The 20,866-nt window shown below is 38.0% G+C and carries 16 protein-coding genes, 6 tRNA genes and 1 pseudogene; 3 read left to right on the top strand and 20 right to left on the bottom strand.

Features of this window, described 5'->3' with window-relative positions:
* The first annotated feature begins 406 nt into the window (after positions 1 to 406).
* Positions 407 to 1,147, top strand: coding sequence for a class I SAM-dependent DNA methyltransferase (locus DL897_RS13990; protein ID WP_168188800.1), 741 nt, complete (start codon positions 407 to 409; stop codon positions 1,145 to 1,147).
* A 137-nt stretch (positions 1,148 to 1,284) separates the two neighbouring features.
* On the opposite strand, the gene DL897_RS13985 is transcribed toward DL897_RS13990, so the two are convergent.
* Positions 1,285 to 2,055 (bottom strand): AIM24 family protein, encoded by a 771-nt coding sequence (locus DL897_RS13985; RefSeq protein ID WP_113659763.1) that lies wholly within the window; start codon positions 2,053 to 2,055, stop codon positions 1,285 to 1,287.
* Between the two features lie 772 nt (positions 2,056 to 2,827).
* On the opposite strand from DL897_RS13985, the gene DL897_RS13980 reads away from it, so the two are divergent.
* The gene (locus DL897_RS13980) at positions 2,828 to 3,457 is read left to right on the top strand and encodes a glucosaminidase domain-containing protein (protein WP_168188799.1); all 630 of its coding nucleotides are present in this window, start codon (positions 2,828 to 2,830) and stop codon (positions 3,455 to 3,457) included.
* Between the two features lie 87 nt (positions 3,458 to 3,544).
* On the opposite strand, the gene DL897_RS13975 is transcribed toward DL897_RS13980, so the two are convergent.
* On the bottom strand, positions 3,545 to 4,351 hold the full coding sequence (locus DL897_RS13975) for an RDD family protein (RefSeq protein WP_113659761.1): 807 nt from the start codon (positions 4,349 to 4,351) through the stop codon (positions 3,545 to 3,547).
* Between the two features lie 58 nt (positions 4,352 to 4,409).
* Here DL897_RS13975 and DL897_RS13970 point away from each other — a divergent pair, with 58 nt between their 5' ends.
* Positions 4,410 to 5,405, top strand: coding sequence for a stage II sporulation protein M (locus DL897_RS13970; protein WP_113659760.1), 996 nt, complete (start codon positions 4,410 to 4,412; stop codon positions 5,403 to 5,405).
* 101 nt (positions 5,406 to 5,506) lie between these two features.
* On the opposite strand, the pseudogene DL897_RS13965 reads toward DL897_RS13970, so the two are convergent.
* From DL897_RS13965 to DL897_RS13880, 18 genes and pseudogenes are all read right to left on the bottom strand, one after another.
* Positions 5,507 to 6,480, bottom strand: a pseudogene (locus DL897_RS13965) (P1 family peptidase).
* A 464-nt stretch (positions 6,481 to 6,944) separates the two neighbouring features.
* Positions 6,945 to 8,306: a DUF58 domain-containing protein gene (locus DL897_RS13960; RefSeq protein ID WP_168188798.1), complete on the bottom strand. Its 1,362-nt coding sequence runs from the start codon at positions 8,304 to 8,306 to the stop codon at positions 6,945 to 6,947.
* Entirely contained in the window at positions 8,260 to 9,222 is a 963-nt protein-coding gene (locus tag DL897_RS13955) for an AAA family ATPase (RefSeq protein WP_420824140.1), read from the bottom strand. Before DL897_RS13955 ends, DL897_RS13960 begins: the two co-directional genes overlap by 47 nt.
* On the bottom strand, positions 9,222 to 10,403 hold the full coding sequence (locus tag DL897_RS13950) for a DUF4350 domain-containing protein (protein WP_113659758.1): 1,182 nt from the start codon (positions 10,401 to 10,403) through the stop codon (positions 9,222 to 9,224). Before DL897_RS13950 ends, DL897_RS13955 begins: the two co-directional genes overlap by 1 nt.
* The gene (locus DL897_RS13945; protein WP_113659757.1) at positions 10,390 to 10,989 is read right to left on the bottom strand and encodes a hypothetical protein; all 600 of its coding nucleotides are present in this window, start codon (positions 10,987 to 10,989) and stop codon (positions 10,390 to 10,392) included. The genes DL897_RS13950 and DL897_RS13945 overlap by 14 nt, the downstream gene beginning before the upstream one ends.
* 3 nt (positions 10,990 to 10,992) lie before the next feature.
* A complete protein-coding gene (locus DL897_RS13940) occupies positions 10,993 to 11,862 on the bottom strand; it encodes a hypothetical protein (protein ID WP_113659756.1) in 870 nt (289 codons plus the stop codon).
* A 145-nt stretch (positions 11,863 to 12,007) separates the two neighbouring features.
* Positions 12,008 to 13,000: a DMT family transporter gene (locus DL897_RS13935; RefSeq protein ID WP_113659755.1), complete on the bottom strand. Its 993-nt coding sequence runs from the start codon at positions 12,998 to 13,000 to the stop codon at positions 12,008 to 12,010.
* Positions 13,001 to 13,016: 16 nt separating this feature from the next.
* Positions 13,017 to 13,874, bottom strand: coding sequence for an AraC family transcriptional regulator (locus tag DL897_RS13930; protein WP_113659754.1), 858 nt, complete (start codon positions 13,872 to 13,874; stop codon positions 13,017 to 13,019).
* A gap of 337 nt (positions 13,875 to 14,211) precedes the next feature.
* Positions 14,212 to 14,979, bottom strand: coding sequence for an SDR family NAD(P)-dependent oxidoreductase (locus DL897_RS13925; RefSeq protein WP_113659753.1), 768 nt, complete (start codon positions 14,977 to 14,979; stop codon positions 14,212 to 14,214).
* Positions 14,980 to 15,074: 95 nt separating this feature from the next.
* Positions 15,075 to 16,460, bottom strand: a complete 1,386-nt coding sequence (locus tag DL897_RS13920) for a glutamine synthetase family protein (protein ID WP_113659752.1) — start codon at positions 16,458 to 16,460, stop codon at positions 15,075 to 15,077.
* Between the two features lie 27 nt (positions 16,461 to 16,487).
* Positions 16,488 to 17,936, bottom strand: coding sequence for an NAD-dependent succinate-semialdehyde dehydrogenase (locus DL897_RS13915; RefSeq protein WP_113659751.1), 1,449 nt, complete (start codon positions 17,934 to 17,936; stop codon positions 16,488 to 16,490).
* A 569-nt stretch (positions 17,937 to 18,505) separates the two neighbouring features.
* Positions 18,506 to 20,074: a catalase gene (locus tag DL897_RS13910; RefSeq protein WP_240627459.1), complete on the bottom strand. Its 1,569-nt coding sequence runs from the start codon at positions 20,072 to 20,074 to the stop codon at positions 18,506 to 18,508.
* Positions 20,075 to 20,308: 234 nt separating this feature from the next.
* A tRNA-Gly gene (locus DL897_RS13905) sits at positions 20,309 to 20,383 on the bottom strand.
* Positions 20,384 to 20,394: 11 nt separating this feature from the next.
* A tRNA-Asp gene (locus DL897_RS13900) sits at positions 20,395 to 20,471 on the bottom strand.
* 5 nt (positions 20,472 to 20,476) lie between these two features.
* Positions 20,477 to 20,552 (bottom strand) — tRNA-Val (locus tag DL897_RS13895).
* Positions 20,553 to 20,587: 35 nt separating this feature from the next.
* A tRNA-Glu gene (locus DL897_RS13890) sits at positions 20,588 to 20,663 on the bottom strand.
* A 44-nt stretch (positions 20,664 to 20,707) separates the two neighbouring features.
* Positions 20,708 to 20,783: transfer RNA gene (locus tag DL897_RS13885), tRNA-Asn, on the bottom strand.
* A 4-nt stretch (positions 20,784 to 20,787) separates the two neighbouring features.
* Positions 20,788 to 20,861, bottom strand: a tRNA-Gly gene (locus DL897_RS13880).
* Positions 20,862 to 20,866 lie beyond the last annotated feature (5 nt).

Here is a 20,866-nt window from a genome sequence, read left to right as displayed (position 1 = left end):
TAGCAAATATCCAATCTTAAAAGCAGAAAATAGATAAGAGTCATAAGATAAAAATTTTTCTTACTTAGGAGAAATTAATGCATCCTTCATATTAACTATAACACAATGTACTTATAGCATAAACAATGCATATTTTATTAGATCAGAAAGTTTACTGCTTACTGATATAAATTTAATTTTAAAGAACTCCCTTTATAACACAGACATTTATTTGAGATTGCCTCTTAATCAGCCGCTCATCGCTTCCCACTCACTCCCGCTAAAGGGTTGGGGCAAAAGTTGATCCGACAATTCGCTTTAACTCTATGGATTTTCAATCAAATGATGCAACATGCTGTTCAAAAAAAGGAATACCGCTATAAAAATGGAATATATCTTACACAAAACGAGGAAGGAAGGGTTACTAATGAGTTTAACTCAAACAATCAATAACTACGATGAGTTTGCTTGGATGTATAATCAAAAATTCGCAGGGTTTTCCAAAGGGATTTTACCAATTATCCAAAAGCATTTACTCAATCAAATTTCTAAATCTACACCGATTTTGGATCTATGTTGTGGTACAGGCCAGTTAGCCAAATCACTTTCTATGCGTGGTTATCAAGTCATCGGAATTGATCTTTCTAACGAGATGATTAAATATGCCAAGCAAAATGCCCCAGAAGTCAAGTTTTTCGTTGAAGATGCTCGCTTTTTTTCATTCCCACCATCTACATTTACAGGTGTCATATCTGTTTTTGATAGTCTTAATCACATTATTTCACTTGAAGAGCTAAAACAAGTTTTCCAAAATGTATTTTCATGTTTAGCCAAAAATGGGCGTTTTATTTTTGATATAAATACAGAGGCGATCTATCAACAACACAAAGGCTCTTTCCACATTATTAAACCAGATCATGTCTGTATCAAAAGTGTCGAATATCAACCGGAAACGAGATTAGCTCACTACCAAATCACCTTATTTCTGATGACAGAAGAAACTTGGCATCGGTCTGATATTCCTCTTTGTCAAAGAAGTTATGATGTGAATGAAGTAATTCAACTTCTTGAAGAAGTAGGATTTCAAGAAATTTTAGAAATAGATACCAATGAGTTTGGGATTCCACCTAGTCTTGGTAAATCGTTTTTTAGTGCAGTAAAACCATAGATGTATATTTCGAAATCTTCCTATTATTACAGTCTAATATATTTATATTTAAGTTATTGCATTAATCAGTCGCTCATCGCTTCCCCACTCAAAATAGATGAGCTCACCTCTATAATAGAGGTGAACTCATCTATTTTTTATCCTGAATATGCAACTAATGTTGGAGCTAGCCAAACCTCACCTGTACCACGGAAGGTTTGTAATAGACCTTCGCCGCTGGTTAGTGATCCCATCATACTTTTACTTGATCTTTCTACTGTAAATTCAATATTTCCTTTCCTTAGCAAGGTAAAATTCCCATCTACTTGGAGTGTTTCATTTTGTAAGTGGATTATCTTAATTTCTTCAATGGGAACAGGACTTGTTAAACAGCATATACCTGTGCCTGTTAATCGAGTTTGAAATGCTCCTTCATCACCTAATAAAGCTGTCAATCCTTTATTACGATAGGCACCAACGTCGATTCCTGCTTCACAAGCATAGAACATACCATCATCACAAACCATTTCTTCATTACTTAATTCCACAAGCAGATAATTATCAAAACTAGGTTCTAAAAAGATTTCTCCATACCCTTGATAAAGAGGCTTAAACATTTCTTCTCCTGTTACCTTACTAGTAACCATTTTTTTCAAGAGACCACTTACACCACCAATATTTGCTTTTACATCAAGATTTCCTCGCATATAGTGTAAAGCCCCTGCTTCGATTTGAACACCAGCATTATTTAAAAGAATCCGTACTTGCTTTAAACGTACCCCTGCTTTTTGAGCATAATATAATTCTGAAGCTCTAGTTAAATCAGAGCTTCCTTTTAAGTAATGCTGGATTACTTCGAAACGAACACCTCCATTTTCCTTAGATAAAATTAGCTGTTCACCTATTTGTTGTTGCTGATTATTCCACATTGTTAACCCGCCTTATGATTAAAAATACCTATATGTTTTGGATTTATGGCTTATTAGGATCTATAATTAATTGCACAATCATAATTCTACAAGGTCGATGAAATGCTCCTTATGAATCGCATGATGATAAAAAGTCCTATATTTTCTATATTAATTTAACTAGCTATATCTAGCAAGATTAAAGGCTCTAACAAAAGTATTTAAAAATTCGGTCATATATTTCTGATCTATTTTTATGGAAATATAAAATACCCCAACCAAGAGGAGGATATAATAAATCGAAACCAATCATTTAATAATCCTTATAAAATTAAATGGTATTAATTATGACTAATTTGTATGATATAGGAAGTTCATATAAATTCTTGAGAAGAATTCTTCAATAGCCTATCTTCATCCTCTTAAAAAATAGCCTCTCCATTTTTTAGTTGATTTTTTCGAAGTATTCCCCATAAACCATTTATATATCAAAGCCAACATAATTTGACCTCTTTTCAGATTTATTCTTTATCACAGAATTGTAATACTGCTATAACATTAACTTCTTCTTAATCAAAAGAAGATAAATAGTATTTTATTTTATTTCATATTAAAATAGGTAGAATTAATTTTTTTATTCAAATCGGATATAAAATCATTACACGAATATCGATTCTGCCGAAATTCAAAATGACGCCTTGCATATTTCCGGTAATATATTGTATTTTTACTAATATATTAAGGGTTTCTCTTACTATAGAAACTATAAAATAATGATATGGATGAAGCTCATATGTTTAATATTCAAAATAATTTTATCGGGACTTTTCAAAAAAATAAATGGCTTTTACCTTTATGTATCTTTCTTGTACTTTTGACCATTGGTTTCATTTATTATTTAATAACACCAAAAGAAACTACAGCCTGTTTTCCAACAGGTAAAGAAAAATCGATCCGTGAATTAAACGAAGTGATTTTAAAACTAACAGCAAAAAAACCAGATAGCTTATTTCGCAATCAAGCTGCTCTATTCGTAAATGCTGGAAAGAAATATCGTGTTGATCCTATTCTACTATTATCCATTGCCATGCTAGAAACAGATCGTGGGACATCATCCGCTTTAAAAAAATATAATAACCCAGGTGGTATTATGAAAACGGATAATCCATCCGACTTTGAATCTTTTCCAACTGTCCAAGCAGGAATTGAAACCATGGCTTGGACTTTAAGAAGCTATTATCTTTCTGAACAAAAGTTAACTCCAGCACAAATTGGTCCCAAGTGGTCACCGATTGATGCAGATAATGATCCCCATCAAACCAATCATACTTGGGTTGAAAATGTCCAATTCTTTGTAAGTGAATTTAACGGTCTAACTTACCAATGCAAAATAATAAAAGAAGATATTCCTGATAGACCTTAAATCTTCATTCATACATCGATTCAATTTATTAATAAAAATGACACCTCATTGTTCAGGTGATACAAGTGGTGTCATTTTTGCTCCAACTTATTTTTCATTAGGGAAATATTGGGAATAAATATAAGGATATTGAGATGGATAAGTCACTCCTCGCAAATACAAATATACCTTTTCTAAAAAAAACTCTTCTTGGTTAGGATAGACTTGAATACTGGACCAGCCTTTATTAATCAGCTTGATAGCTAACTCTTTCCGTACGACAGGATTTAGCTTTTCTCTTCGGATAAGAAAGTCTTCTAAAATCTTATATAGATCACCAGAAATGATCGGTAGTCGTTGATACATTTCCCTTTCATACGAAGATAAATCGGGGTATGTAAAATAGAGATGTAACTCCGATGGACTCTTTTTTTCACAAACTACCATGGTTCCTGCTACTAAATCGCCAATTCTTTTCTCTTTGCGATTGATAAAAGCTGTAGCCATCCCAAGAAAGAAAGCAAATGGTAACATATCTACAAGTTGTAGTAAATTACGCAAAAATACAGAGAAAATAGTAGGCCTTTGTCCATTATCTTGAATCACACGAAGTCGCATCACTCTTTTGCCAATAGTCTGCCCTTTCATCCAGTATTCAGTCATAGTAAAATAACCAATAGGAATTGCCGCTCCAATAACAATTAAAACAGCTATTTCCATGGATGTGAGTGGATCATTAGCTGATACATCTGTGCCCATAGAGGTAAAAATCAATCCAACAAAGCTTAGGATGGTAGATAGGACAAAAACACAAAGATAATCAATCACTTTGGCGATTCCACGTGTTGCAATACCTGCCGTTTCCAATGGAATTTGCACATATTCTGGTGTATGAACCATCACCACATTTCTCATGGGAAACCTCCTTCTATATCATTATACTGCAATCATCAAAGAAGAAAGAGGCAGATGAATGAACATAGGTAAGTTTATACAAAAAAATCAATCGACTTGGGCCCAGCTTGAACATACATTGGAGCAAATCTCCGACGTCAAGCCAAATAAAGCGCAAATCGATGAATTAGGTATCTTCTATCGCGCTGTATCTGCACACCTAGCCTATGCCCAAACTTATTTTCCCAATCATGAGGTCACCGAATATTTAAGCCGACTTGTTATTCGGGGGCACAATTTGGTTTATGGAGTTGCCAAAAAAAGCTATTTGAAAGTAATTGTTCACTTTTTGGTAACAAAATTCCCTCAATACTTATTTAAGCGTGGCTCTTTTTTCCTTATTTCTCTGTTGGTTGACGCTGGGGGTTTTTTCCTAGCTTTCTTACTAACGATGCAAGACCAAAGCTTTGCTGCTTATTTTTTACCTCCTGATATGCTAGGACAAATTAATCCTAGTGAAGTCGGAAATAACGAGTGGAACCCTGCCATCGCATCTAGCGAAATCATGGTAAATAATATCAAAGTCGCTATCCTTTGTTTTGCGTTAGGTGCATTGTTAGGCATTGGTACTATCTGGGTTCTATTTTATAATGGGCTACTACTCGGAGCTCTAGCTGCAATATTTCATCAAGCTGGACATGGATATGAGTTTTGGGCTTTAATCTGGCCACATGGTGTGATCGAACTAACAGCGATTTATATTGCAGGAGCTGCTGGTTTATCACTCGCTTATCACTTTCTCGTTCCTGGAGATGATACACGACTCAATGCTTTAAAGAAAGAAGGAATCGTCACCATTCAAATGATACTAGGAGTAATTCCTTTATTTGTTATTGCTGGTATCATCGAGGGATTTGTAACTCCTGCTAAGATCTCGTATTTAGCAAAGTATATCTTATCTGCTGTTCATCTCATCTTACTAATCATCTATTTTTGTAGACCTTATTTACTATCGGCTTTTCAACAAAAGAAAGTGCAAAAATTTGATCCTTCTTTTACCTATCAAAAATTCTAGATTAAATATATGATAAGCAAAGCTTTTCTCTAAAAAAGGGTATGAGCTCAAAATACGGATATTTCCATAGAGATCATACCCTTAATAATCATATATATTATTTAGATTTCTTTATCATTTAAATCTTGATATGCTGGAATCCCTGCAATTCCTTTAGCGGCACGAATTGCTACGATAATCGCATCAGCCATTACTTCCGCTGCAATACTCCCTACCAAATCAACAGATGCTTCTATTTCGCCTGTTGCTAAAGTAAAGATTGTATCTCCGTCTAACATCGTATGTACAGGGTAAATCGTACGAGCTAATCCATTGTGAGCCATCGCAGATACTTTGGTCGCTTGTACTTTATTCAAATGGGCGTTAGTTGCAATAACTCCAATCGTGGTATTTGTTCCTTTTGATACCGTTAATCTGCCCATTTCTAGCATCCAATCAAGACTATTACGAATCATTCCGTCGTTGTCTCTTGCACCAGCGAGTATCCGTCCGGTTTGGGGGTCTCGAACTTCTCCTAATGCATTGACTGCGACAATCGCTCCGACAACTAGTCCATTAGGATAGATACGGATGCAGAGCCAAGTCCTGCCTTCATACATCTTGCATACCCAGCTATTTTCCCCACGGTAGCACCACAGCCCGCTCCTACATTCCCCAGTGGAAATGAGCCTGACATCGCCCGCATTGCAGCTTGATATCCCATGTCCCGATTAGGACGAACCTTTGAGTCCCCAATCTGTAAGTCGAATAAAACAGCAGCTGGCACGATCGGAACTACACCTACATCCACTTGTAATCCATATCCATGTTCCTCCAAATATTGCATGACGCCACTTGCAGCGTCAAGTCCATATGCACTGCCTCCCGATAAACAAATAGCATGCACTTGATCTACGGCATTCATTGGATTCAAAAGATCTGTTTCTCTCGTTCCAGGTGCCGATCCACGAACATCTACACCACAAACAGCTCCTTGCTCTATCAAGACGACTGTACATCCAGTCAAAGCTTGAGTATCTTCGACATTTCCTACTTTAATCCCAAGGACATCGGTAATATTGTTAAAATAAGACATAAACCCTATCACCCATTATTTCCGAATTTACATAACGGTTAGATTTTTCCCTACATATCATTTTTTAAACGATATTTTTTCTTGATATTCCTAACTACAAAAAAACCTCTCCTTTGTTAGAAGAGGTAGCTATTAGAAAGTAAAGCAGGCAAAATTATTCAACTGAAAAAGAAAATAGGGTAATGATGTCAACTACTCACCATTTCAATGGTGAGCTTATATCTGTCCAGCAGTACAAACGTCATAGAGACTCCTGCCTTCATTGACGATACATCATGGGCAGGTTGACAACTATCCGTACTACACCAGTCATGCTGATATAGTCCCAGCAACAAGATACTCAATTCCCCAGTTTGTATCTTTTACGCAAGAAAACATTTCTCCTTGCAACCTGATAGATACAGTTTTTCTACGCCTTTAAAAAAAGGCGAGTCTCCTGTCGGCAATTTTCTTGAATCTATTTTTTAAGTTTCTACACGACTTCGTATCTTTAAATAGGTATCGATAACAGCACTTGCCAATTGATCAGGCATTACGTCCAAAGTCCCTACTTTTTGATTGGACCAATATCGGAGCACTCTCTTACGTTCTTGTTGCAGCTCTTCTATCGCTATTTTTCGGTAGATATCTTCTTCAGTTACCAGTGGTTGTTTTAACTGATCTATTAAACGCGGATTTTGCATCGAAACGGTTAAGAATGCGAATTTCTTTTTGGTATAGCTCATTAAATTTTGCAGACTTTCTGCAAACGTGATATTGCCCATATCGGTAAACAACGTAACTAACGATCGATGACGATGCATGGATTGCAGTAGATTCCATACTTGAAGATAATCCGTCTCTTTATAGCTCGGCTCTAAATCAAATGAAGCTTCCACGATCCGATTCAGATGTTCTATCCCTTTCCCAAGTGGAACAAAACGTAAAATTTGATCTGAGAAAGCGATAAAGCTAACTTGCTCTCCTCTTTGTAATGCAATAGCAGCATAACCCAAAACAGCTTCAAGTGCATAGTCTAATTGGGTTCGCCCTTCATTATGTACACCCATTAATCGCCCACAGTCTAAAAGAATGGCCACCTGTTGTCCTGCTTCTGGGTGGTATACATTGGATACTAATTTTCCACGCCGAGCTGTGGCCATCCAATTAATCTGACGCGGATCATCATCTGGGATATACTCACGAATATGTGAAAACTCTTTTCCAGCCCCAAACGAACGATACAACGCTCTTCCATCCTGTAATGACTGGCGACGGTAAAAGCCCTTCCGTACTCGTCGTACTGCTTCTAAGCGAGGATATACTTTAACCTCCATGCGTTGTGTAAATGATTGTTGAATGTGCAGGAGACGGAATTGGCTTTGCAAACGAAGATGAATCTTTTCAAATTGATGACGTCCGCGACGATGTGGTTTTACGTAATAGGTGATCACCTTACTTGTCTCATTTTTCCATACTTGATAGAAGGTGCGTTCACTAGTATGAAATCCATGTGGATAGTCATCTTGTACCCACATTTTTGTCGATAAGGGAGCATTTGCACGAATGATCAGTCGGACTGTGTTATCCTCTGCAATCTCAAATAATGAATCGATCTGACGTGTCGCTATAAGCTTAGGAAGTTGTTTAACTAAATAAATATCGATAATCAATAGAGAAAATAGGATCCCGTTATAAATACTAAAACAGACCCAACCCCATCCCCAAAAAGCTCCTAATGTAGTAATTCCTATACCTAATAGTAATAAGGTGAGCAATAATGGAGACGGAATCATTGCTTTACCTAGGAACAGGAATCGACTGGATAATCTCTTCCAAAATGTCATCTGCTTTCCATCCCTCCAATTCTCCATCAGGATGAAGTATCAGTCGATGACGCAGTACTGGCTTTACAATTCTTCTTACATCATCTGGGGTTACAAACTGACGTCCCTTGACGATGGCTCCTGCTTTACTCATCGCTAACACATCCAGTCCCGCACGTGGACTTGCCCCTAAGTAAACTTTTGGATGATTTCGTGTAGCTTGTACCAAAGCTAATATGTAGTGAATAACAGAACTTTCAACAGTTACATCTTCGAGTTCCTGCCGAATCTCTATAATCTCTTCGATCGATATCACCGATTCTAGCTTACTTTCTCTCCGTGAATGAATCTTTTGTGTAGCTAAGAGAAGTGCTTCATGCTCTCCTGTTGGATAGTTCATCATCAGTTTCATGGTAAAACGATCCATTTGAGCTTCGGGCAAAGTATATGTACCTTCATGCTCAACGGGATTTTGTGTGGCTACTACAAAGAAAAGGGATGGTAACTGATACGTCTCTCCATCTACGGTAACTTGCTTCTCCTCCATGGCTTCGAGCAAAGCGGCTTGGGTCTTAGGCGGTGTTCGGTTAATTTCATCTGCTAATAAAATATGCGTAAAGATCGGACCTTGACGAAATGAAAAATGTCCGGTTTGTAAATCATATACTTTGGTTCCCGTGATATCTGATGGCATTAAATCTGGCGTAAATTGAATACGGGACTGATGACATTGAATCACCTGAGAGAGTGAACGAACCATCAATGTTTTTCCTAAGCCAGGAACACCTTCAATCAAAACATGACCACCCATTAATAAACATTCCCACATGAATTGTAAGTTTTCGGTTTGACCTAGTACCGCTTTCTCAAGCATCGTAATGACATCACCTGTTATCTTTTGGATACGGTTTGGGTTCGAGGTGAATATGCTTTCCACTAAACTATCTCCTTTCTCAGTTCATCGATTTGAATACTCCACTTTATAAATCGTTCTGATGAAATTCTTTTTTGATTTTGAGCCTTCTTAACCTGATGGGTTAACTCTTCATACCGGTTGCGAAACGGAGAGCCAAAATATTGTTCAATCTTCCTGTTTAGTTGTTCATCGGTGATATTAGTAGGTAAATATAACTTCTCTATGATCTCTGTACGTAGAAGTTGGTGTTGTTTTTCTAATATTTCCTTTCGAATAGATATACTACCATACCACTTGGCTATAGCTTCTATATATTCCAAGGCATTTCGTTCTTCACGGACTGTTTCAAAACGTGGGGCGGCAAATCTTTTACCCTTTGCATATAGCCAAAGCAATAAGAGCAATAAAATTTGCAGAAAAATAAATAAACCATCTTGTTTAAGCAAAGAAAAAAAACTTAACGTTAGCTCCTTTGATTGTTGACTCGAAACAGATGATGAAGAAGAGGAAAGAGGTAACCAAGGATGTACCGTTTCATCTATCCATACTTTCCCTTGTTGGATCAATGCGAATGGTAAAGCTACATGGTCTTGGTGCAAAATCTTTTCGTTCGTAAGTAGTGTAGCATCTGGAATATAGTAAATCGATCCTTTTCCTACTAAACGCTTAGCAACTAAAATATGCCCCTTTTGATCTTGTAACACTGGCTCAACTTGGTTTGTAGGAGCAATGCACTTCCCAGCCCAATCTAATTGTGCAATCTGATTGAGCCATCGATTGTCCATCCGTGTTTTTACTTTTAGATTTTTTCGTTTGATCCTACACTCTGCTAACTGAAACTGGAAAGCGTGTGGCCAATTGATATGATTTGAACCCCATAACACCACTTGATTCCCTTTTTTAACCCAATCTAACATACTTTGTCGTTGTTCTTCTTTCGGTGGATCTGCTTCAGGGTTTATAATTAACAGTGTATCTTGAGTAGAGGAAAGAGGTAATTGGTCATAAGGAGCTTTAAAGTAGTCTACATCAATTCCTCTTTTTTGGTATAAATAATAGAGCGCTTTAACACCAAGGGATTCTGTGTTTTCAGCAGAGTACGGTCTACCATTCGTTGGTTTTAATGCTGAAAAAGAGTAAGCGATGATCAAACTAATCAGAATAATCCCTACTAAAATCCATAAGATATTACTTCGTCTCATCGGCCTCCTCCTTCGGCATTAATTGATTAATTTGCTGCTGATATTTGTGGTAACCTTCCGAAGAGACGGCTCTTTCACCATACCAAGTTTCATCAAATTGATCTCTGACATTAGAGAAGGAATGCACTTGAATGGGCCAATTTTGTTCGATTTCCCTTTTATAATCCTCATTCGTTTTTGATTGTTCATAAGTAATTTTATTTTTCTTTGATAGATTTATTAACAAGTAATGAAAGAGTGCCCGAAGTGCTAAACGATATTCTCCTTGCTGTGCATAACTTTGGGCTTCTGCATGCCATTTCATAGCATGATTAGCTTTACCATCTAATAAGTCTTTTTGTTGTTGCTCACGTCTCCTCCATCTAAGCACAATCCAACCAATCATGATAGCCAAAAACAAAATACCAATGAAAATATAGATAGCCCAAATCCATTCGCTCGGAATAGAAAATGGCAAAAAATCCGACTGTACAGAGTTCATGGGACTTTGCTTCTCTAGTTCTTGGTTATTTTGAAATTCAGGACGAGACAAAATTTCTTGCAATTCTTTTTTGACTTGTTGTAAATCAGTTGAAATCATACTCACCCCTTATATCTCCTGCTCTAACTTCTGTCTAAGATCGAAAGCTTCTTTTCTAGTTCGCTCATCCCAGTATACTAAATTAAAAAAAAGTGGGATAAGAGGATACAATAATGGAATGAATAAAAACTCAAACAAAAAAAGAAAAAGCTGCAACCAAAACCCTTGAAAGCTTACGTACGCAGCTACCTCGAAAATGAGTCCCTCTAATAATTGTAATGGAATGGTTGTAAGATAAAGCCAGATCAATTTACCTAACGTTTGAAAATATCCACCACGAGTAAGCTCCCAACTTCTCAGAAAAGCTTGCCAAAAACTACTTTGCTCTAAAGTGATAATGGGAATAACTAAAGAAAAGCGATAAAAAATATAAGCAAGGGGTAAGAAAAATAACACTGTTGAAATGATGAAACTAATCAGCAAGCGATCGAAGGGATCTCCAAAATAGAAATTAAAATAGATCATACTTCCAAATAGCATATAGAAAAAGAGCAAAAACAAAACAAGCATCCCATGCGCTAGCAAACCTTTCCTTCCATGTTTAATTGAATGAATAATCATGGACCGGTAAGAAATCGATGGTTTCATTTGCTTAAAGTGTTGAATAATCAACTCATGACAAATTACTTGTAACAATGGATAAATGATCAGTAGGTAAATACCAACCTTAATCAAATATAGAAATAACATTTGCTCAGAATCAAAAATACTACTACTTTGATTTTGAACATGACCCATGTATTGCCAATTGAACCATCCGAGAAAAACCGCATTCATCAAAAAACTAACTAGTGCCAATCCCTTAAAATACTGACGGTAAATCCGAAAAAGACCATCCAATTCAAATTTGAATGGTTGTCTTAAAAAGTGCTGATTCATTCCCTCACCTCTCTTAAGGTACATAAGAATATTATAGCGAAATTCATGACCCTGAACTCAAATATTATTTAACATATCTGAGGATAAGATCAAAACGAAATAAAAAAAGCATCCTTTTCTATTTGAAAAAGATACTTTTTTATATTTATTCAGATGAATGAGCCATCGTTTTATTCGATAATAAACGCTGAACTCCTAAGAAAATACCAGCTAATATGACGATCATTCCTATCCATTCGTTCAAGGTAGGTATTGACTGATCCCATATATATACATAAATTAACCCGAAAATGGTTTCTGTGACGATCAACTTTCCAGCTAATGTGACAGATAACCTGGTCGAAGCTTGATTCCATAACCAAGTGCCCATCCAAGAGGCTAAAACGCCTAGTAAAAAGCTAATCCATACAAACATAGGTAATTCTTTTTGCTTTAAAAGATGAGAAACCCACTGATCAAACACCCATATATCAAGTAATATAGCACATATCACAATAAAAAAACTTTGAATTCCTATTAAGGTAGATAACAGTGCAGGAGAAATACTTGGATTTTCCTTTAAAAAGCAGTCATTTGAAACCCCATACCATGTCCAAAGTCCTAATGCAGTTAAACAGCAAAACAATCCGATTACCATATTACTATCTTCAAACCATTTTATTTTAATTAAACCGGAATCAAATCGATGTAAAAAAGCAAGACCGACCAAGATAAAGCATATAGGTAGTATCATTTTCCGAAAAGGATACTCTTTCTTTATCCAATTTCCATAGAGACTAACAGTAATAGGGAGCGTACCAATAATTAAAGTAGGAATAGAAGAACCCATTTTTTTAATACTAATAACCAGTAAAAAATAGTAGCCTATATTACTTGAAAGGGCATACCAAAAAGTTTTCCATACGATTTTTCTTTCTATGGTAAATTGCTTTCGATAACGGAAAATAAATACCAAGATCGAAAAAAGACCAAAGAAAAAATACCTTCCTAAGGCAATCTCTAAAGATTGAAAGGAATTTAATATTTTGGGAAAGAGAAATGCAAGTCCCCATAGTGCACCTGTACCCAGTCCGCATCCTATTCCAATCCAACTATTTTTATGATGAATATTGTTCCCTCCTTCTTTAGAAAATGACATTTAAAGCGATAAACAGCTAATTTTGCAATTCTCTTTTGTAAATTGCTTGTCTATATTGGTTTGGAGTAATACCTAGAATCTTTTTAAATTGTTTGGTAAAATGGCTTTGATCATAATAGCCAGTCATTGTAGCTATTTGTGCGATTGATAAATCAGACAAGAGGTAATGTTTCGCCTTATTGATCCGAACCATATTTAGATAAAGATGAGGTGGTATTTGCATCTCTCGTTTAAATAAGCGAATCAGATGAAATTCACTCACATGAAAAATTTGCGCTAACTTTTTTAGTGTTAATTTCTCAGCAAAATGAGCATCGATATATTCACGTATCCACTTAGCTCGTCTCTGATCCGTATAAATGGTAGTATCTGGCAGCTTAACTTTGGCATAGTTCTTCATCAATCGAATCATAAACTCTAGAAAATAGAATTCTTGCTCAAGAGATGAAGTAGCTACTTCCAACGAATAATGCATCCTTAAAAATAAGGAAACCAAATCAGAATCTTGTATGACTGCATCTGGAAAATATAGATGATTGGGGTCCATTTTCGTTATTCTCTGTATCACTCGAGTTATTAACTTAATACTTGGGTAGATCATCCGATAAGTCCAACCTTGTTCTGTGGCAGAATAACCTGTATGCACCTCACCCGGATGAACAATGATCAAACTTCGTGGTACTCCATAGTGCGTTTCTCCCCGATAAGCAAATCCTTCAACTCCTTTTTCAATCACCCCAATGGCAAACTCTTCATGAGCATGCTTTGCAAAGGTATGGGTAATATAGGTTGCTCGTAAACATTCAAGGCTGTCCAACTCTTTTAACTTCCAGAACTTCACTGCTTCTTGATTCGCTTTCTCGATGATACCCATCTTCTCTCTTCTCACTCCTATAAACGATTATAAACAACCTATTATATAGAGGATTGTAAAAAATTGCTCAAAATAGCCGTCCTATATTAACAGAGAAAAATAGATTAGATAAACATTGGTGTTTTGATAGCCAATTATGGTAGGAAATATTTAATAATAAATCATATTTTCCCTCAACAAAATATAATGCTTGTAAGATCATTAGAAACATACGATCTTACCCTTTTACAATATAATCGAATCAAAAAACTGGCTCATCCAAAGGTCTGAAAACTTTTGGATGAGCCCATTTTATTGGGAATAATTTTTGTAGGGCACAGAGTTAGAATAAGCCTTACTAAAAATAATTACTCGTAATTCCTCCATCAATGTGAATCTCTGCACCATTGGTCCAATCGGACTCATCAGATGCTAAATAGATGGCACAATGGACAATATCTTCGGGTTTACCAAAGCGACCACTTGGTTGACGGCTGAGGCGTATTTTTCGTGCTTCTTCGTCTTTGACCAGCCACTCAGTCAGTAACGGTGTTTCAATCGGTCCTGGACAAATGACATTGCTACGTATTCCTTGTGGACGAAACTGAATCGCAAGCGACTTGGTAAAGGCAACAATCGCCCCTTTGGAGGCTGTGTAAGCATCTTGGGGAACAGTACATCCCATGAAAGCAACAAAAGAGGCAATATTAATAATGGAGCCACTCTGCCTTTTGATCATTTCAGGAATCACATATTTACAGGTTAGAAATGATCCTTTTACATTGACATCATATACACGATCCCAAACTTCAACTTCTGTATTGATCACTGATTGATCTTCAGCAGGCATAATGCCCGCATTGTTATAAAGCACATCGATTTTAGTAAAAGATTGCAAGCACTTTTCAACTGCTTGCTTCACATCCGATTCAATTACCACATTACACGGGCAAAAAATCGCTTGCCCTCCCTTTTTTTCTATCAACTCGGCAGTCTCCAGTCCTGCTTTCTCATCGATCTCCAACACAGCGACTTTGGCTCCCTCTGCGGCAAACATCTGTGCAGCCACCCGCCCCATTCCACTCCCAGCTCCTGTAATTACTGCTACTTTTCCTTGTAAGCGCATCTTAAAGCCCCCTATTTTCAGTGGTATCAACGTAGCCGAAAAACACCTCTTCGCTTCGCTATCTTTATCTAGTTAATCGACATGAATGTCCGATATTAGCCTTGCTCAAAATAGCGCGCTCTCTCCCATGAGGTCACAATCCGATCATAAAGTTGCTGTTCATTACGAGCGGTAAGTTCGTAGTGCCTCGCCACATGTTCTCCTAATATTTCGTCAACGATTTCACTATTTGCCCAACAATGGATGGCTTCAGCTAATGAAGCAGGAATACGGGGTACATTTTGAGCTTGGTAGGCGTTTCCTTTAAATTCCTCGGTGGGCTCGATTTGCTTTTCTATTCCTTTCAGACCTGTACCAATCATTGCAGCATAAGCTAAATAAGGATTGATATCCGCTCCTGGTATGCGATTTTCAATTCGTAACCCTGAACCCTTCCCAACAATGCGAAACCCCGTCGATCGATTATCGTAGCTCCAAACAATATTTACCGGAGCCCAACTTTCTGGAGCATATCGTTTATACGAGTTTACATTGGGTGCTAAAAACAATGAAAAGTCCCTCGTATACTTTAATAGACCTCCAAGGAAGAAGCGCATTTTTTCGGACATCTGAGGTTGAGTTCTCTTTGGATCATCAAATAAATTTTTCGTTCCTTCTTGATCCCATAAACTCAAATGAATATGACCACTTGAGCCCGTCCAGCGGTGATCCGGCTTTGCCATAAAGGTAATGGCAACTCCTTCTTGGAGAGCAATTTCTTTTAAACCATGCTTAAATAGTACATGATGATCAGCAGAGCTAAGCGCTTCTGAATAACTGATATTCATCTCATGTTGTCCCGTATAAGCTTCCCCTTTGGATGACTCAATTAAGATTCCTGATTGATTCATATATTTACGCATCTTAGCATAAATCGGCTCATTTCTTGTTCCTTGTAGCAAGTTGTAATCTTCGTTATAGTGACCAGCTAGACAAATATGTTCATAACCCTTCTGATGTACTTCTTCGTAAGAATCCTTCAATAAATAAAATTCCAGTTCGCTCGCCATATGAAGTTGATATCCTAAACTGGATGCACGTTTTAACTGCTTTCTTAAAATGGTACGAGGTGCAATTTCAATCAGCTCTCCCGTTTTTTCATCTACCGAATCCGCAAGTACCATCGCGGTTTTCTCCAGCCAAGGAATGATCCGTAAAGTGGACCAATCGGGCTTAGCTAGCCAATCACCATATCCTTGATTCCAGTTCATATGCTGATAACCTTCTGGTGTAGTCATCTCCATATCTGTACCTAATAAGTAATTACAAAAATGAGTTCCATGATCCAAATCTTGACTTAACAAAAACTCACGTGTTAAACGTTTCCCCATCAAGCGTCCTTGCATATCACAAATAGCAATGATCAATGTATCAATCACTCCATTTTGCAAGCACGCGTGTAAGTCCGCCTTTGAGATCTTCCCCATCGGTTGATCACACATGAACATCCATCCTTCCCAAGCTTCAAGTCAATCGAGTATTGTCGAAATATATTTCAGTTCTAAATACTCTTCCAATCCATAAGTCCCACCTTCTCGTCCTTGCCCACTTTCCTTAATCCCACCAAAAGGAGCTTGTGGAACACTGAGCGAGGTTCCATTCACACCAATCATGCCAAATTCCAACGCTTCACTCACACGATGAACACGATTGTGATCTTTGGTAAAGAAATAAGCGGCTAAGCCATAAGATGTCTGGTTTACCTGCTTGATCACCTCTTCTTCTGTCTGAAATGTTAAGATAGGTAATACAGGACCAAAGATCTCTTCTTGTACACAGCGCATGTTCTGATGAACCTGATTCATGATGGTTGGGGCATAAAAAGCACCCTGATGAAACTCATCTTTTTCCAACATATCGCCACCAAGTAAAAGAGTTGCTCCCTGTTGTTTCGCATCTAGCACTAATTCATGTACCTTCTGTCTTTCTCTCTGATTAATCAGTGGTCCGATTTTTACATCAGGATCACTTCCCTTGCCGACTTTCATCCTTTTTACCAGCTGAATGATTCTCTCTTCAAGTTTTGAAGCAATTGTTTCATGTACATAAACTACATTAATTCCATTACACATTTGCCCACAGTTTTCAAATTTGTTTAGAACAATCCTCTCTGCTGCTAAATCGATATCCGCATCAGAAAATACAATACAAGGGGCATTCCCACCTAACTCCAAGGAAATACGTTTCACTTGGGCTGCAGCTTGGCTCATTAACCGCTTACCAACCTCAGTTGATCCCGTAAAAGAGATTTTACGAACACGATGATCATTTAAAAGAACTTGGGCTATTTTCGCTGCTTCACCTGTTACCAAATTAGCAACTCCTGCTGGAATTCCCGTTGCCATCAATTGCTCAAACAAGGCGATAGCAATGAGAGGTGTTTCTTTTGCAGGTTTTAAAATCACTGTACAGCCAGCGGCGAGTGCTGGTGCTACTTTGCGTGTCACCATCGCTGCTGGGTAGTTCCAAGGAGTGATCAACGCAGCAACTCCCACCGGTTGACGAATGACTGAAATTCGCTGGTTTGCTCGCAATGGTGTAAGTACTTCCCCTTGTATACGCTTTCCTTCCTCTGCATACCAGCGGATAAACTCTACCGCTCCTTCTATTTCTTCCTTAGCCTCTAACATCGGCTTACCTTGTTCCATCGATAGTAGCTCTGCTAACTCACGCTTATGCTCTATCAAACGATCTGCCCAACTATGTAAATAAGTAGCCCTTTCACCTGCAGATCGTTTAGACCAAGTAGAAAAAGCAGCCCAAGCGGATTCGATTGCTTGAGTTGTCAGCTCCCCTTCATCTAAGGGGACATTTCCGATCTCTTTACCCGTTGCTGGATTGAATACCGAAAAAGACTTGGGTAATGTAATACTCCGTCCGTCAATCCAGCACATATTTAATCGATCCAGTGATCTCATCCCATGTCGCTCCTTTAGATACAACCCTATAATATTTATATTTTTCAATATATTATACCAATAATAATAAGTACGGTAAATATGAATATACTTTCTATTCCCGTAGTATAATCGCTATATATTATAAAGGTTCATGCGTTGATTCATTACTTTTTACCAAAATAATCTTAATTCAGTGCAAATACTCTATACTTCCAACGATTGATCCACAGGCTCTAATATCTAATAATAATATCATCAGTCAAAAAAGAGGATTATCACTTGCTTAAGAAAATAGCTATTATATTCCTACCGGTCTTCCTTATCTTATCTATCGAAAAACATATCAAGATAGCTTGTCATATAATGGTGCGAATACCCCACTGACATTTCAACTTCATGAAAAAATCATGCTAGAAATTGATTATCAAGATCCTTATAAACTTGGTTATATCTTACTCATGGTCTGTTTACTACAACGCTTGATCAATTGGTGGGTGGAATAAACAAACAATAATCCCATGGAGTAAACGACTTTTACTTCCATAGGATTATTCATTAAAAGTGTTTTTTTGTCACAGTTTATGTGTCTAATAAGAGTCCGTACGATGACCTTTACGTTCTGCTTCCTTGACAGCCTCATGTGTACTCGTTGCGCCCAATGGCCCGTGATGATTGCTATTTCCATGCTGCTTTAGACCCTCAGCGACACGGCGACCGTAGTCTTCATCGCACTTTGTAAATAGCTCGATCATCTTTTCTTGAATCTCAGTCCGGCAGGTGGATAATGCATTGACGAGATTATAAATTAAATCATCTCGCTCAAAATCACTAAAAGCCCGGTACGTTTCGCCAGCTTGTTTAAAATCATTGGTACGGTCGATGCTTTCACGTACCAAATGCCCTTCAATATAAGGCTTATACTCTTCAGCTGATTTTGTTGCTTCTTTTAAGCCATTTAGAGATGATGGTTCATAATTGATATGCGGATTTTGACCTGGAGCTTGATCAACGTAGAACGTCATTTGACCATCACGTTGATTGGTAGCCACATGTTTTTTGGGTGCATTAATCGGTAGTTGTAGATAATTTGGACCAACCCGATACCGTTGGGTATCTGAATAAGAAAGTGTTCGTCCTTGAAGCATTTTGTCATCAGAAAAGTCTAAGCCATCAACAAGTACTCCTGTCCCAAAGGCAGCTTGTTCGACCTCAGCAAAGTAATTTTCTGGATTTTTATTTAATACCATTCGTCCAACGGGTCGCCAAGGAATCTGGTCCCTCGGCCAAATTTTTGTATCATCCAATGGATCAAAATCGAGTTCGGGATGATCATCATCGCTTAAAATTTGCACGAACAGTTCCCACTCTGGATAATCACCACGTTCAATCGCTTCATATAAATCTTGTGTAGCGTGATTAAAGTTTTTAGCCTGAATAGCTTCAGCTTCGGCTTGTGTTAAGTTTTTAATTCCTTGCTTTGGCTCCCAGTGATATTTAACAAGAACCGCTTTCCCTTCCTTGTTTACCCACTTATATGTATTCACACCTGATCCTTGCATTTGCCGATAGTTTGCTGGTATTCCCCACGGAGAGTAGACAAAAGTAACCATATGAAGTGTTTCAGGGGAATTACTACAGAAATCGAAAAACCGCTCATTGTCTTGAATATTGGTAACAGGATCAGGTTTAAAAGCATGAATCATGTCTGGAAACTTAATCGCATCTCGAATAAAGAATATCTTAAGGTTGTTACCCACAAGATCCCAGTTTCCATCCTCCGTATAAAACTTGACGGCAAAACCTCTTGGATCACGTAAGGTTTCTGGAGAATGCCCACCGTGAATGACCGTCGAGAAGCGAACAAATACAGGGGTTCTTTTTCCCGCCGCCTGAAATAACTTTGCACGTGTATATTTGGAGATAGGTTCGTCCCCTACTTTCCCATAGCTTTCAAAGTATCCATGAGCACCTGCTCCACGTGCATGAACAACACGTTCAGGAATGCGTTCCCGATCAAAATGAGTGATTTTTTCAATAAAATGATAATTCTCTAATGTAGCAGGTCCACGGTTACCTACCGTTCGCATATTTTGGTTGTTTGTAACAGGATGTCCTTGACGAGTCGTTAACGTTGTTTCTTCTTCACCTTCTGACATGCGTTTATCCAATGAGTCTCCTGCACCAGTAACTGATATGCCATTTTCCGTCGCTTTTTCCTTATGACTCATTAAATATCCTCCTTATCATAATGGATATTTTATATAATCCCCTCCTCATCACTTTTGATACAGTGTATAGGTTGCCATTTTTCTTTCTTTATAGAACATCTGATATAAATAGAAAGAAGCCCAGCATGAGAGCTAGACTTCTTTTAGTTTGCGTATTATATTTGGAGCGGAAGACGGGATTCGAACCCGCGACCCTCGCCTTGGCAAGGCGATGCTCTACCCCTGAGCCACTTCCGCATATTCAATTTTGGCGGAGCTGACGGGATTCGAACCCGCGATCTCCTGCGTGACAGGCAGGCATGTTAGGCCTCTACACCACAGCTCCGCAAGTGGTGGACAGTGACGGGATCGAACCGCCGACCCCCTGCTTGTAAGGCAGGTGCTCTCCCAGCTGAGCTAACCGTCCATAGAATGGACTAGAAAATCTAGCCCAGTTAAAATTGGTGACCCGTAGGGGATTCGAACCCCTGCATGCCAGCGTGAAAGGCTGGTGTGTTGACCGCTTCACCAACGGGCCATATGAAATTTAAATCCAGTATTCCTAATGTGATAAAGGTAAGATGGCTCCTCAGGCAGGACTCGAACCTGCAACCTACCGGTTAACAGCCGGGTGCTCTACCCATTGAGCTACTGAGGAATAATGGAGCGGGTGAAGGGAATCGAACCCTCACATTCGGCTTGGAAGGCCGATGTTCTACCATTGAACTACACCCGCATTTT

The organism is Thermoflavimicrobium daqui, from assembly GCF_003313465.1.
Taxonomy (GTDB): Bacteria; Bacillota; Bacilli; order Thermoactinomycetales; family Thermoactinomycetaceae; genus Thermoflavimicrobium; species Thermoflavimicrobium daqui.
The sequence above is the reverse complement of the archived record's forward strand: the minus strand, read 5'-3'. Positions and strand labels throughout refer to the sequence as shown.